12 protein-coding genes are annotated in these 12,735 nt (G+C 72.2%); 6 read left to right on the top strand and 6 right to left on the bottom strand.

Going from position 1 to position 12,735, the window contains the following annotated elements; translation table 11 throughout:
* The coding region (locus tag ACFFNX_RS26790) for a hypothetical protein (RefSeq protein ID WP_378207982.1) at positions 1-536 on the bottom strand (536 nt) is incomplete at its 3' end.
* Positions 537-612: 76 nt separating this feature from the next.
* Between ACFFNX_RS26790 and ACFFNX_RS26785 the strand changes: the two genes are divergently transcribed.
* Positions 613-1,104 carry a MarR family winged helix-turn-helix transcriptional regulator gene (locus ACFFNX_RS26785; RefSeq protein ID WP_378207979.1) on the top strand — a complete coding sequence of 164 codons (492 nt, stop codon included), beginning with the start codon at positions 613-615 and terminating at the stop codon, positions 1,102-1,104.
* 55 nt (positions 1,105-1,159) lie between these two features.
* On the opposite strand, the gene ACFFNX_RS26780 is transcribed toward ACFFNX_RS26785, so the two are convergent.
* From ACFFNX_RS26780 to ACFFNX_RS26770, 3 genes are read right to left on the bottom strand one after another with little or no spacing between them, the layout of a single operon-like run.
* Positions 1,160-2,284, bottom strand: a complete 1,125-nt coding sequence (locus ACFFNX_RS26780) for an epoxide hydrolase family protein (RefSeq protein ID WP_378207976.1) — start codon at positions 2,282-2,284, stop codon at positions 1,160-1,162.
* A 55-nt stretch (positions 2,285-2,339) separates the two neighbouring features.
* Positions 2,340-3,785 carry a hypothetical protein gene (locus ACFFNX_RS26775; RefSeq protein WP_378207973.1) on the bottom strand — a complete coding sequence of 482 codons (1,446 nt, stop codon included), beginning with the start codon at positions 3,783-3,785 and terminating at the stop codon, positions 2,340-2,342.
* 35 nt (positions 3,786-3,820) lie between these two features.
* Entirely contained in the window at positions 3,821-4,810 is a 990-nt protein-coding gene (locus ACFFNX_RS26770) for an NAD-dependent epimerase/dehydratase family protein (RefSeq protein ID WP_378207970.1), read from the bottom strand.
* A 169-nt stretch (positions 4,811-4,979) separates the two neighbouring features.
* On the opposite strand from ACFFNX_RS26770, the gene ACFFNX_RS26765 reads away from it, so the two are divergent.
* Both ACFFNX_RS26765 and ACFFNX_RS26760 read left to right on the top strand, forming a co-directional pair.
* A complete protein-coding gene (locus ACFFNX_RS26765) occupies positions 4,980-6,506 on the top strand; it encodes an FG-GAP-like repeat-containing protein (protein ID WP_378207967.1) in 1,527 nt (508 codons plus the stop codon).
* Between the two features lie 148 nt (positions 6,507-6,654).
* The gene (locus tag ACFFNX_RS26760) at positions 6,655-8,196 is read left to right on the top strand and encodes an FG-GAP and VCBS repeat-containing protein (RefSeq protein WP_378207964.1); all 1,542 of its coding nucleotides are present in this window, start codon (positions 6,655-6,657) and stop codon (positions 8,194-8,196) included.
* Positions 8,197-8,245: 49 nt separating this feature from the next.
* Here ACFFNX_RS26760 and ACFFNX_RS26755 read toward each other — a convergent pair whose 3' ends face one another.
* Both ACFFNX_RS26755 and ACFFNX_RS26750 read right to left on the bottom strand, forming a co-directional pair.
* Positions 8,246-9,706 carry a benzaldehyde dehydrogenase gene (locus ACFFNX_RS26755; protein ID WP_378207961.1) on the bottom strand — a complete coding sequence of 487 codons (1,461 nt, stop codon included), beginning with the start codon at positions 9,704-9,706 and terminating at the stop codon, positions 8,246-8,248.
* Between the two features lie 137 nt (positions 9,707-9,843).
* Positions 9,844-10,275, bottom strand: coding sequence for a hypothetical protein (locus ACFFNX_RS26750; protein ID WP_378207958.1), 432 nt, complete (start codon positions 10,273-10,275; stop codon positions 9,844-9,846).
* A gap of 258 nt (positions 10,276-10,533) precedes the next feature.
* Here ACFFNX_RS26750 and ACFFNX_RS26745 point away from each other — a divergent pair, with 258 nt between their 5' ends.
* The 3 genes from ACFFNX_RS26745 to mptB all read left to right on the top strand — a co-directional run.
* On the top strand, positions 10,534-10,869 hold the full coding sequence (locus ACFFNX_RS26745) for an STAS domain-containing protein (protein ID WP_378208015.1): 336 nt from the start codon (positions 10,534-10,536) through the stop codon (positions 10,867-10,869).
* A 20-nt stretch (positions 10,870-10,889) separates the two neighbouring features.
* Complete coding sequence (locus tag ACFFNX_RS26740) at positions 10,890-11,630, top strand: glycosyltransferase family 2 protein (protein ID WP_378207955.1); 741 nt, start codon at positions 10,890-10,892, stop codon at positions 11,628-11,630.
* A partial coding sequence (gene mptB, locus ACFFNX_RS26735) for a polyprenol phosphomannose-dependent alpha 1,6 mannosyltransferase MptB (protein WP_378207952.1) occupies positions 11,617-12,735 on the top strand: 1,119 nt, incomplete at its 3' end. The genes ACFFNX_RS26740 and mptB, both read left to right, overlap by 14 nt.

Below are 12,735 nucleotides of genomic sequence, written 5' to 3'. Positions count from 1 at the left end.
GTCCAGGTCACGCCGCGCGGCAGCAGGCCGGCCAGCAGGCCCGTCACGGAGATCGCGGCGATGAGCAGGGCGAACGTCGCTGTGTAGAGCGGGCCGCCGGACAGGAACGACAGGTCGGCGAGTGCGCGGGCCAGGGCCGGCGGGGCGTCGGCCGGCAGCCGGCCACCGGCCCAGCCGAAGATCGAGCTGAGCGCCAGGGCGACCGACGCCAGCACTCCGCCGACCAGGGTGATCGCCGAGCCCGGCGCGGTGATGCCGAGCGCCCGCAGCCGCCGGTACAGCACCGCGGCGCCCAGCACCAGCGGCACGGCGGACGACATCAGTAGCAGCGCGCCGACCTTGGTTGCCGTCTCGTGGATCTGCGCGTAGTGGAGGACGGCCGCGCCCGAGGCGTCGGGGTGCGGAGTGGCCCTGTTCACGACCGTGTAGGCGACGGTCGTCGCCACGAAGGCCAGGACGGGGGCGAGCAGCGGCGGCCCGGCCTGCGGCCGGCGCCCGGAGCCGGTGGAACGCGGTGGGGTGGACGTGTCGGTCATGATCTCTCCTTCGAGTCCGTACACATCAGATAATGATTACAAAGCTGAACGATTGTCAAATGTGTATGATGTACGCATGAGTACGAACGGTGAGAAGGAGAGTCCGGCGCACCGGGGCGGCGCGGCCTTCCTGCTGTCGCAGTTGGGCGCCCACGCGGCTCAGCGGTTCGCGGACCGCGTCGCCGAGCTGGATCTGACTCCGGCGCAGGCAGGGCTGCTGCGCATGCTGGCTCAGGCCCCCGGCCGCAGCCAGCGTGAGCTCGCCGACATGCTGGGGATGCCGCCGAGCCGCTTCGTGCCGTTCGCCGACGGCATGCAGGAGCGCGGCCTCATCGAGCGGCGCAGAAACCCGGACGACCGCCGCGTCTACGCCCTGAGCCTGACCGACAAGGGCATGGAGCTACTGGCCCGCCTCGGCACCGTGGCCAGGGCGCATGAGGAGCAGGTCTGCCAGGCGTTGACCCCCGACGAGCGCGGGCAGCTGATCGGCCTGCTCCGGCGCATCGCCGACCAGCAGCAGCTCACCCCCGGCGTCCACGTCGGCTACCGCCGCCTCCGTTCCGGCTGACCGCCGTCGATCTCTCCCGCCGCCCCGCGAACGCATCGTGGGCCGCCGCCAGGATTCAGCGGAGCGGGCGGAAGAACGCCCGGATGTCCTCGGTGAGCAGGTCGGGTGCCTGCAACGCGGCGAAGTGCCCGCCCCGGTCGAACTCCGACCAGTGCGCCACCGCATGATCGCGTTCGGCGAGGCGGCGGATGGTCGAGTCGCCGGGGAACACCGCCACGCCCAGCGGCACCTTCGACGGTTCCGGGCGACCCCACGACGCGGCGCTTTCCCGGTACAGCCGGGCCGCCGAGCCGGCCGTCCCCGTCAGCCAGTAGATCGTCACGTTCGTCAGGATCGCGTCCCGGTCGATCGAGCCCACGGCGTCGCCGTAGTCGTCGAACCACTCGGTGTACCAGCCGAGCTGCCCGGCCGGTGAGTCCGCCAGCCCGTACGCGAGGGTCTGCGGCCGGGTGCTCTGGATGGCCGCGTAGCCGGACCGCTCGTCCTTCCAGCGGGTCAGCCCGGCCAGCCGCCCCCGCTCGGCCTCGGTCAGGCCGGCCAGCTCATCGGGGTCACCCGAAGGCAGGGCCGTCAGGGCGTTCGTGTGCACGCCGATCACCCGCGACGGGGCGACCCGGGCCAGCTGAGGGGAGATCCGGGCGCCCCAGTCGCCGCCCTGCGCGCCGTACCGCTCATGGCCCAGCCGGCGCATCAGCTCCGCCCATGCCCGCGCGACACGCGTCACGTCCCAGCCCGCCGACCGTGTCGGGCCGGAGAACCCGTACCCCGGCAGCGAGGGCACCACGACGTCGAACGCGTCCGCCGGATCGCCGCCGTACGCGCCGGGGTCGGCCAGCGGGCCGACGAGATCGAGGAAGTCCGCGACCGTGCTCGGCCAGCCGTGCCCGAGGATCAGCGGCATCGCCGCCGGCTCCGGGGACCGGACGTGCAGGAAGTGGATGCGCTCACCGTCGATGAGCGTTGTGAACTGCGGAAACGCGTTGAGTCGAGCCTCGTGCGCACGCCAGTCGTAGCCGGTGCGCCAGTACTCGGCCAGCTCCCGCACCCGCGCGACCGGCACGCCGTACGACCAGCCCGCGCCGGGCAACTCGTCGGGCCAGCGCGTACGGGCCAGCCGGTCGTTCAGGTCGTCGAGGTCGGTCTGCGGCACGTCGATGTGGAACGGCGCGATGTGGTTCATGGGTCCGAGCGAACCAGGCGTTGCGGTCAGAACCCGTCCGCAATGACGCCGTGGCTCACAAGATCAGCAAAGGGTGCAGTTCTCGGCGGACGTCCCGTTTGAGCAGCTCAAGTGCTGCTCCGCGCGCCGGTGCGTGAGGGCTGGGAACGTCGCCCGGACGCCGGTGGCCGCGTTCGAGGTAGGCGTTCAAGGCCGCGCTCAACCCACGGGGCTCGTCCTCGGCGAGGGCGAGCGCCAGGCGAAGTGCGTCGCCGCGTGGCCCGTCGCTCCACCGCGCGGTCAGGCTACGGACGCGATCGATCGAGCCGGTGGAGGCCGCTGCCGCCGGACACGCCGCCGCCAGTGCGGCGAGAGCGAACCGCAGCGCCTCACACTCGCGATCCCAGCGGCCGAGCAGCCCGGGTGCGGCAGCCTCGGCCGCGAGCCGGGCGGAACGTTCATCGGCCGTCTCGCTCATCGGCAACCCCAGCGCCGAACGCCGATCGGCCTCACTCGCGGCGGCGCGTCGGCCGACCGAGGCCGCCTCGAACAGGGAAGCGATCGAGGCGGCCCGCCGCGCGGGATGGACCTCGTCGTGGCCGGCGAGGCCGGCGAGTAGGGGGACCCCGTGCGCGGTGTGCGGGAAGCAGACCCCCTGGCGCATCACGGATTCATCGAGCCAGAAGCTGACATCCTGGTCGTCTTGGAAGTCATCGGCCTCGGCGGCGAGCCAGGCGGCGATGATTCCCCCGGTCAGGGCCGCCTCCCACGGCTTCTGCACGGGGACAGGCGGGCCTTGCCCTGCCCGCAGGCGCCCTGCGACCTCCTGTACGCACGCCAGCAAGGGCGGGTAGTCGCGTTCCTCATCCTCGCAGGCGAGGTGTTCGGCGCGGAGCGGCCGTTCCGGTTCAGCCGGGAAGCCGGCGATCACCGAGCGCCGGACGGCGTGCGCCTGCTCCTGGTCCAGCTCATGGACCAGTCCGCCGAGGTCGAACAGCTCGGGCGCCGGCCTCTGCGGTGCCGGACCCCGCAGCGTCCCCGCTCGCAGACTCGACCACCCCGAACCGGCGAAGCCACCGTGCTCTCTGGCCAGCGCCTCGACGGCGACGCGCTCGTACTCCTGCTGAAGGCCCTCCGCGTAGGCGTCGGGCTCAGGCTCGGACTCTCTGTCCAGCGCCTCGATGATGTGCTCGTACCCCTGCGGAAGGCCTTTCGCGTGGACCAAGGGCGCGCGGGCCGGTGCCTGCTCGTCGACCATCGAGCCGACGTGCCACCAGCCGGCGAGCTCAGGACCGGCGAACTCCGACTCCCGCCGGATCAGCTGATCGGTCTTCGGCAGCCGGCGTAGCCGGTGGAGCGGAACCACGGTCACCCACCGGTGTCCGCGATCTCCCAGCACCCGGGCCACCGACCGGGCCGCCTTCTCATCCGGCACGGCCACGCTGTAGTGGACCATTCCCCGGGTCCCCGCCCACGCGTCACCGTCGTCGGCGGCATCCGGCACCACGGATTCGTTCCCCATGCGCGCAGCCTAGAAGGCCGTGAATCCCGCCGAGGTCAGGCCCTGCCCTCGGCGAACTCCGCCATCCCGTCGGCGAAGGAGATCGCGGCGCGGAAGCCGAGCCCGGTCGCGGCGCGGTCGGGTGAGGCGACGATGTGCCGGACGTCCCCGAGCCGGTACTCCCCGGTCACCACCGGCTGCGGACCGCCGTACGCCTTGGCCAGGGCGATCGCCATCTCCTCGATCGTGTGCGGCTCGCCGCTCGCCACGTTGTACGCCCGCAGGGCGCCGACGGCATGGGTCCCGGACGACAGCGCCAGCAGGTTGGCCCGCGCCACGTCGCGTACGTGCACGAAGTCGCGCCGCTGGCCGCCGTCCTCGAAGACCCGCGGCGCCTCTCCGCGTTCGAGACACGACCGGAAGATCGCGGCGACACCGGCGTACGGGGTGTCGCGCGGCATCCGCGGGCCGTACACGTTGTGGTAGCGCAGCGCGGTCACCGAGCCCCCGGTCGCACGCGCCCACGACGCGGCGAGGTGCTCCTGGCCGAGCTTGGTGTCGGCGTAGGCGTTGCGCGGATCGGCGGGCGCGTCTTCGCCGACCGTGCCCGGTGTCAGCGGCGCGCCGCACGACGGGCAGCGAGGCGAGAACCGCCCCGCGGACAGGTCGGCCTCGTCGCGGGGCCCGGGCCGTACGCGGCCGTGTGAGGCGCAGTCGTAGGCGCCCTCCCCGTACACCACCATGGACGACGCCAGCACGAGCCGCCCGCAGTTCGCCCGTGCCATCGCCGCGAGCAGCACGGCGGTGCCCACGATGTTCGCGGACGCGTAGTCGGGCAGGTCGGAGACGTCGACGCCGAGCCCGACCTTCGCCGCCTGGTGGCAGACCGCGTCGACGCCGTCGAGCCGCCGGGAGACGGCGGCCTCGTCGCGTACGTCCTCGCCCGAGCGCAGGTCGAGAGTGCGCACGTCATGGCCGCCTTCCCGCAGCGCGTCCACGATGTGGGAGCCGATGAAGCCGGAGGAGCCGGTTACGAGTACTCGCATGGCCGCACGCTAGCCACGGCACCGGGCGGCGTCCCGCTCCGGACGCGTGCTGTAGCACTTCCGTAAGAACGCGAACCAGCCACGGACCGGCGTAAACCGCGCCGAAATCTCCGACGTCCCTAGTAGGCCGCGCGCTACCGCGCGTGGCGAGGGCCTTAGGAGGGCTTGAGTGAGAAGCAGCGTTTTCTCGCGAGCGTTGGCCGCCGCCGCGGTCACCGCGATGGGGGCGGCGGGAACGGCCGGCGTGGCGCACGCGTCCGTCGTCTCGGCCGGTACGACGGTGAAGGCGGCGGCGACGGGGGCCAAGCCGTACGACTTCAACGGCGACGGCTACCCCGACCTGGCGCTCGGCGACCCGTACGGCAAGGTCGGGAGCCTCACGAGCGCGGGCTTCGTGACGATCGTGTACGGCTCGAAGTCGGGCGCGAACACCGCGAAGAAGCAGGTCATCAGCCAGAACACCAGCGGCGTGCCGGGAGCCGCCGAGAAGAACGACCACTTCGGGTACTCCCTGGTCTCCCTGGACTACGACCGGGACGGGTACGCGGACCTGCTCGTGGGCAGCCCGGACGAGGACACCACCAAGGGCACGAACGCCGGGTCCGAGACGATCCTGTGGGGGAGCAAGTCGGGGCTGACCGGCACCGGTTCCCAGACCATCGCCGAGCCGGGGAACGCCGGCCCGAACCACCGCTTCGGCTTCGCCCTGACCACGGGCGACTTCGACGGCGACGGCCTGACCGACTGGGTGGACACCTCGCCCGGCGACGCCTACTTCTGGACCTTCACCACGTCGTCGCAGGCCATGCGCGCCGCCGCCGCGAAGCGGACGTTCCGGCCGGCGGTCGAGGCGCATCCGGTGCGCGGTTCCAAGGCGCAGGTCAAGGCCGAGGTCGCCACGACGCTCGACGCCCTGGTCCCGGTGGGCGGGGACGTGAACGGCGACGGCCGCACCGACCTGATCGTGGGCTGGCGCAACTCCAAGGCGGAGGCCAAGTACCAGTACGGCTTCGACGTGTGGACCGACATCTCCGCCGTCTCCCAGGACCCGGCGAGGGAGGTGCTCACCAAGCTCGACGGGCTCGCCGCGGGCGACTTCGACGGCGACGGGTACGCGGACGTCGCCGCCGGCGCGGCCGACGACAGCGGGCGCGCGCACAGCCACCTGGTGGTCTTCCCGGGCGACGCCGGCGTGAGCATGGACGACTCGTACCTGGTCAACCAGGAGACCGACGGAGTGCCGGGCGCGACCGCGCTGGGCGACAAGTTCGGCACGTCGCTGTCGGCCGGGGACGTGAACAGGGACGGCAGGGCCGACCTCGCCGTCGGCGTGCCCGGACGCACCGTCGGCGGCGCGGCGCGGGCCGGCGAGGCCGTCGTGCTGTACGGCGGGGCGAACGGGCTGACCGGCACCGGCTCGCAGGCGGTCTCGCAGAACACCTCCAGTGTTCCCGGCGCGGCCGAGGCCGACGACGCGTTCGGTACCGGGGTGAGCCTGCTGGACATCACGGGCGACGGCTATGCCGACCTGATCGCGGGAGCGTCGGGGGAGAACTCCCTCGACGGCTGCGTGAGCGTGCTCAAGGGCGGCACCGCCGGCGTGACCGGAACCGGCTCGGCGACCTTTGGCGCCGGGACGGTCGGCGTCTCCGGCAAGAACGCCCAGATCGGCCGCATCGTCGGCCGGATCGGCTGACAATCGGTCAGGTCCCGCCGCCGGGCCCGGAACGGCCTGGCGGCGGGCTGTCCGGTTTCGGCATTTTCTACCGGTAAACCCTCTAGATACCTCCCACGTCTCCTGAACGCCACTCGTCATTCGCGAGCGGCAACCCTGAGGAGGTTTGGTGAAGGTACGCGTTTTCTCGCGCACGCTGGCAATCACCGCGGTCACCGCACTGGGCGCGGCGGGCGTGGCCGGCACGGCTCACGCGTCCGCCGCTCCGAGCACGGCGCAGGCGGCGGTGAAGGCCGCACCGGCCGGGGCGAAGCCGTACGACTTCAACGGAGACGGCTACCCCGACCTGGCGCTGGGCGACCCCTACGGCACGGTCGGCAGCGCCACCACCGCGGGCTTCGTGACGATCGTGTACGGCTCGGCGTCCGGGCCGAACACGGCCAAGAAGCAGGTCATCTCGCAGAACACCACGGGGGTGCCGGGTACCGCGGAGAAGGCCGACCACTTCGGGTTCTCGCTCACGTCCTTCGACTACGACGAGGACGGGTACGCCGACCTGATCGTCGGCTCGCCGGACGAGGACACCACCGCGGGCACCAACGCCGGCTCCGAGACGATCCTGTGGGGCTCGCCGTCCGGCCTGACCGGCACCGACTCGCAGGCCCTCGCCGAACCCGACAGCCCGGGCGCGAACCACCGGTTCGGCTACTCGTTGGTCGCGGCCGACTTCGACGGCGACGGCCACACCGACTGGGTGGACGGAACGCCGGGCGACGGGCTGTTCTACCCGTTCCACAACCCGGGTCCCGCGGCCGTCGCGGCCAAGAGCACCGCCGCGCGCCCCGCGCGGGCGGCGTTCCCGCCCGCGTCCCACCCGCAGGCGGTCCACAAGAGCAAGAAGGCCGTGAAGGCGGCGGACGACAGCGCGGCCACCGCGTTCATCCTGGCCGCCGGCGACGTCGACGGCGACGCCAAGCCCGATCTGGTCATCGGCTGGCAGTACGCCGGCGATCCGAAGTCCGGATTCGACGTGTGGCACAACTTCACCGACACGGACGTGTCGTTCGCGAACCAGGGGATCACCAGCCTGAACAGTGTCGCCGTGGGCGACTTCGACGGCGACGGGTACGGCGACATCGCGGTCGGCGGCGCCGACGAGAGCAACGGTGTCGGCGGCCACGTGACGATCTACAAGGGCGACGCCGACGTCAGCCTCGGCACGACGAGCACGATCACGCAGGACAGCGACGACGTACCGGAGACGGCCGCGGCCGGCGACGAGTTCGGCTACTCGCTGGCGGCCGGCGACGTGAACAAGGACGGCAAGGCCGACCTGGCGGTCGGCGCGCCGTACAAGACCGTCACCTCGCAGTCGCACGCGGGCGAGTTCTTTCTGCTGTACGGCGGCGCGTCGGGCCTGACCGGCGCCGCTTCGCAGGCGATCTCGCAGGACACGCCCGGCGTGCCCGGCGCGGCCGAGGCCAATGACGAACTCGGCTGGACGGTGAACCTGACCGACGTCAACAAGGACGGCTACGCCGACGTGATCGGCGGCGCCCCGAAGGAGAACGGCACCGATGGCGCGGTGACCTATCTGGGCGGCACCGCCTCGGGCGTCACCGCCACGGGCTCGCAGGGCTGGGGCGCCGGCACGCTCGGCATCACCGGCCTGGACGCGCAGATCGGCGTCCGCCAGGGCCGCAACGGCTGATCCGTACCGGACCGGCCGCCCGCGCCTCGGGAGCACGGGCGGCCGGTCGTCAGAACGGGTAGGCGGGCAGCTCGCTCTGGGCGGTGACCCAGCGGGTCTCGGTGTAGGCGTCCAGGTTGTGGGTGATGCCGCCCATCCGGGAGCCGTTGCCGGACCCGCCCACCCCTCCGAAGGGGATGACCGCCTCGTCCGACACGGTCTGGTCGTTGATGTGGACGGCGCCGGAGGGAACGCGCCGGGCGAGCTCCAGCGCCCTGAGGCCGTCGCGGGACAGGATGCCGAGCGACAGGCCGTATTCGCTGTCGGCGGCCAGCGCGATCGCCTCGTCGTCGGAGTCGAAGGCGATCACGGGCGCGACCGGCCCGAAGACCTCTTGCCGGTAGGCCGGAGCGGTCTCCGGGACGTCGGCGAGGACCGTTGGCCGGTAGAACAGGCCCTCGTAGGTGCCGCCCGCCGCCAGCCGCGCCCCGGCCTCCACGCTGCCGGTGACCAGCCGGTGTACCCGGTCACGCTGGCCGGCGTCGATGATCGGGCCGAGGGCGACCCGCCCGCCTGCCGGGTCGCCGACCGCGAGCCGGTCGGCGTGCTCGGCCAGCGCGGCGGCGTAGTCGTCCGCGATCCGCCGGTCGACCACATGCCGGCCGGTGGCCATGCAGATCTGCCCCTGGTGCATGAACGAGCCGAAGGCCCCGACCGAGACGGCCCGCTCCACGTCCACGTCCGCCGTGACGATCAGCGCCGAATTGCCCCCGAGCTCCAGATGGGCGCGCTTGAGATGCTCACCGGCCAGCCGGCCGACCGCGCGTCCGGCTCGGGTGGAGCCGGTGAAGGCGATGACCCGCACGACCGGATCCACGATGATCGCCTCTCCGACGTCGGCGCCGCCGGGCAGCACGCTGAGCAGTCCGGCGGGCAGCCCCGCTTCCTCAAAGACCCGGGCGATCGCGACACCGCCGCAGACGGCGGTGCGCGGGTCAGGTTTGAGGACGACCGCGTTGCCGAGGGCCAGAGCCGGTGCGACCGATCGGATGGCGAGGATCAGCGGGAAGTTGAACGGCGCTATGACTCCCACGACACCCGCGGGAACGCGTTCGGAGTAGCTGAGCCGCGGCTGTTCGGAGCGCAGCACCTCGCCGACGGGGTGCGAGGCCAGCGACGCGGCCTCGTAGCACTCCTGCGCCGCGGTGTGGACCTCGAGCTGCGCCTTGGCGGAGATGCCGCCCGACTCACGAATGATCCAATCCTGGATCTCGGCGGCGTGCTCCTCCCACAGCGCCCCGGCGCGGCGGAGTACGGCGGCACGTTCCTGGTAACCGGCCGCCGCCCAGGCACGCTGGGCGTCGACGGCGCGCGCGGTGGCCCGGCGGACGTCGTCCGGCGTGGCCGACCCGAGCCGGCCGAGCTCGTGCCCGGTGGCCGGCTCGACCACCGGGAGGTCCTCTCCGCTTCCGGGGCTCCATTCACCGAGGAAGACGCTCGACGTCCAGGCCGATTCGTTCAGGAAGGTCACGGAGTTCTCCTCTCCCCGCTCCGTCCTGGGAGAAGCAGGTGAACGAGCGCCACGGCATGGTCGACCTGTTCGAAACACTGGCACCGGGAGGCGGTGTCGTCTCCCCCTGCTTTCCACTCAGTGGAAAGCAGGGGTGATCAGGAACCGGGCGGCCGGTCCACCGACTCCTCGACGGCGCGGATGGTCGGGCACGGCCAGCGCCACATGCACGCCCGGCAGCGGCGGATCGGGCTGGCCGGGTCGCTGGAGATGCCGCCCGCGTCGCGCGGCTGGTGCAGGTCGAGCAGCCGCAGGCCCAGGTCGGCGAAGGCGATCACCTCGTCGCGGGCGGAGGAGAGGAAGCGCAGGTCCTCGCGTGAGAGCCTGGCCCGTACCGGCACGACGCCCTCACGGTTGATCAGCCCCGAGAAGTAGTGCGTGACAGACCGCCACGAACTGGACTTCTGGGAACGGGTCCGGATGATCTCCAAGCGCTCGCGCAGCCGGGCGCGCCGCGGATCGTCGAGCCGGCCGCCGGTCATCGTGCCCGCCACGGCGCCCGCGCGGCGCGCGGCGGGCCTGCATCGCAATTACCGGACCTGTGTCCCACGGAACCCAGCTTTCCTTACGCGCGACGCGCCGGTGGGCGAAATCCCGCACATCGAGTCCCGGGAGCCGAGATGATCTCCATGTGCTCTGACCTGCGGCGGAAGAATTTATAAATGTCGGGTTAAAACCGGAAAACTGCACAGCGTTCAGGCAAAGGACATTCCACCACCGGGCAACGGACAGTCCCTAATCTTGCTCGCCTCTGGTTCCTTCGAGCGGGGGACGCTAGTGTGCGGCTCGTGGAGCTAAAGATCTCGACTGCATCTCAGGGAGGTCACGCCGTCGTCTCTGTCTACGGCGAGGTCGATCTCTATACGGCACCTAGACTGCAAACGGAGCTGGCCGCACTGGTACGCGACGGAGTCAGCCGACTCGTCGTGGACCTCAGCGGGGTCGAGTTCTGCGACTCGACCGGCATGAACGTCCTGCTCTCGGCCATGAAACGCCTGCGTGAGAACGGCGGTTCACTCGAACTCGCGGCGCCGCGTTCGGCGGTCCGCAGGATTCTCCAGGTCACCGGCCTCGACACGGTGTTCTCCGTGCACGATGCCGTACCTGCCTTCGGACGAACGTAGCCGCTACTACCATCGCCATCATGCAGGCGGACATCCAGGCCGACACGGCCGTGATCATCTCGGCCAAGGACGAACAAGACCGCATCGCCGCGACCGTGGAGGCCGCCGCGTCACTACCGGGCGTCGACCTGGTGGTGGTCGTGGACGACGGATCCACGGACGCGACGGGGCGGATCGCCGAGGGCGGCGGCGCGAAGGTCGTCCGGCACTCGCGCAACCGCGGAAAGGCCGCGGCCATGGAGACCGGCGCGTCCGCCGTGCGTCTTCTCGACGGCGACGTGCCGCGTCACCTGCTCTTCCTGGACGCCGACCTGGGTGAGACCGCCAAGCAGGCCGGTCCGCTCATCGAGCCGGTACGCAACGGGTCCGCCGACATGACCATCGCGGTCTTCAGCGAACTGGTCAAGCTCGGCGGACACGGCTTCGTCGTACGCCTGTCGCGCGACGGCATCAAGCGGCTCACCGGCTGGTCCGCGGCTCAGCCGCTCAACGGCCAGCGCTGCCTGACCCGTGCGGCCTTCGACGCGGCCCTGCCGCTCGCACCGGGCTTCGGCGTCGAGACGGGCCTGACCGTGGACCTGCTGCGCAAGGGGTTCAGGATCACCGAGGTCGAGGTGCCGCTCGCGCACCGCGCCACCGGCACCGACTGGCGTGCCCAACTGCACCGCGCCCGCCAGTTCCGCGACGTCGGCCGCGCTCTGGCGGCCCGCGAGCCGGCCGTGGCCAGGCAACGGGACCGCCTGCGCCGTGCCGGACGCTGACCTGCCCGCATTCGCCGGCAACACCTCGCCCGCCGTCTCCGCCGAGCCGGGCCCACGGATCGAAGAACCCGCGGACGGCGCCGGCGCGCCGGGCCATCCGCCCCCAGACCCGGTGGACGGGGCCGCCGCGCCGCCGGACGGACGCGGCGTTCCCACCGCGCGCCGTGATCGCCGCGGTCCGGCCGGGCTGACCCTGAGTGCCGCCGCACTGACCTGCTTCCTCCTCGTCGCCCTGCTCGGCCCCTCCGTCATGCAGCCCGTCCTGCCCGGCAGCGCCGGGCAGCCCCCGTACTCCCTCGTCGCCCACCCCTCCGCGCACCTCGTCATCGCCCTCACCGTCGCCGGCGTCGTCCTCGCCGTCGCGGGCCTGGCCCTGTGCGCGCTCGCGGCACGCCGCGGCTGGATGTTCCGGCCACGCCTGCTGCTGGTCGCCGGGGCCGTCGCCGCCGGTGCGTTCGCGCTGATGCCGCCCGTCGGCTCCGCCGATCACCTCAACTACGCCGCGTACGGGCGGATGGCCGTCACCGGCAACGACCCGTACGTCACGACCGCGCGAAGCCTGCCCGCCGACCCGGTCGCCCATGCCGTGCAGGACTGGCGCGACACCCCGACCGTGTACGGGCCGATCGCCACCGCGCAGCAGACGTTCGCCTCCCTGGTCGGCGGCACGTCGGTGCGGCTGACGGTGTTCGTCATGTCGCTGACCAACGCGCTCGCCTTCGTGGCCGCCGGGCTGCTGCTCTACCGGACCGCGCGCGGCGACCCCCGCCGCGAACTGCGCGCCGTGCTGCTGTGGATCGCCAACCCGCTCCTGCTCTTCGAACTCGTCGGCGGTGCCCACAACGACGTCCTGGCGATCGCCTTCGCGGTGGCCGGGCTGGTGGCCTTCGGGCTGCCGGATCCGCTGCGGCCCCGGCCGCGCGACGGCCGTAGCGTGAGCCGCTGCGTGTCCGCGGGCATTCTCATCGGCGCGGGCGCCGCGATAAAGATCAACGTCGCCATCGCCGGCGGCGGACCGCTCCTGGTGCTCGTGGCCGAGTGGTGGCGGACCCGCGGCACGGGCGAGGCGGGGCACCGCACCGGCCTGGGGCCGACCGCGGCGCGC

This window comes from Actinoallomurus acaciae, from assembly GCF_042429965.1.
Taxonomy (GTDB): domain Bacteria; phylum Actinomycetota; class Actinomycetes; order Streptosporangiales; family Streptosporangiaceae; genus Actinoallomurus; species Actinoallomurus acaciae.
Note: the sequence above shows the minus strand (reverse complement) of the source record. Positions and strands in the feature narration are given on the sequence as shown.

Coding starts and splice junctions, on each gene's coding strand:
- ACFFNX_RS26780 (WP_378207976.1), bottom strand. CDS start 2,284: ATGAACCACATCGCGCCGTTCCACATCGACGTGCCGCAGACCGACCTC.
- ACFFNX_RS26770 (WP_378207970.1), bottom strand. CDS start 4,810: ATGCGAGTACTCGTAACCGGCTCCTCCGGCTTCATCGGCTCCCACATC.
- ACFFNX_RS26740 (WP_378207955.1), top strand. CDS start 10,890: ATGCAGGCGGACATCCAGGCCGACACGGCCGTGATCATCTCGGCCAAG.
- ACFFNX_RS26775 (WP_378207973.1), bottom strand. CDS start 3,785: ATGGGGAACGAATCCGTGGTGCCGGATGCCGCCGACGACGGTGACGCG.
- ACFFNX_RS26785 (WP_378207979.1), top strand. CDS start 613: ATGAGTACGAACGGTGAGAAGGAGAGTCCGGCGCACCGGGGCGGCGCG.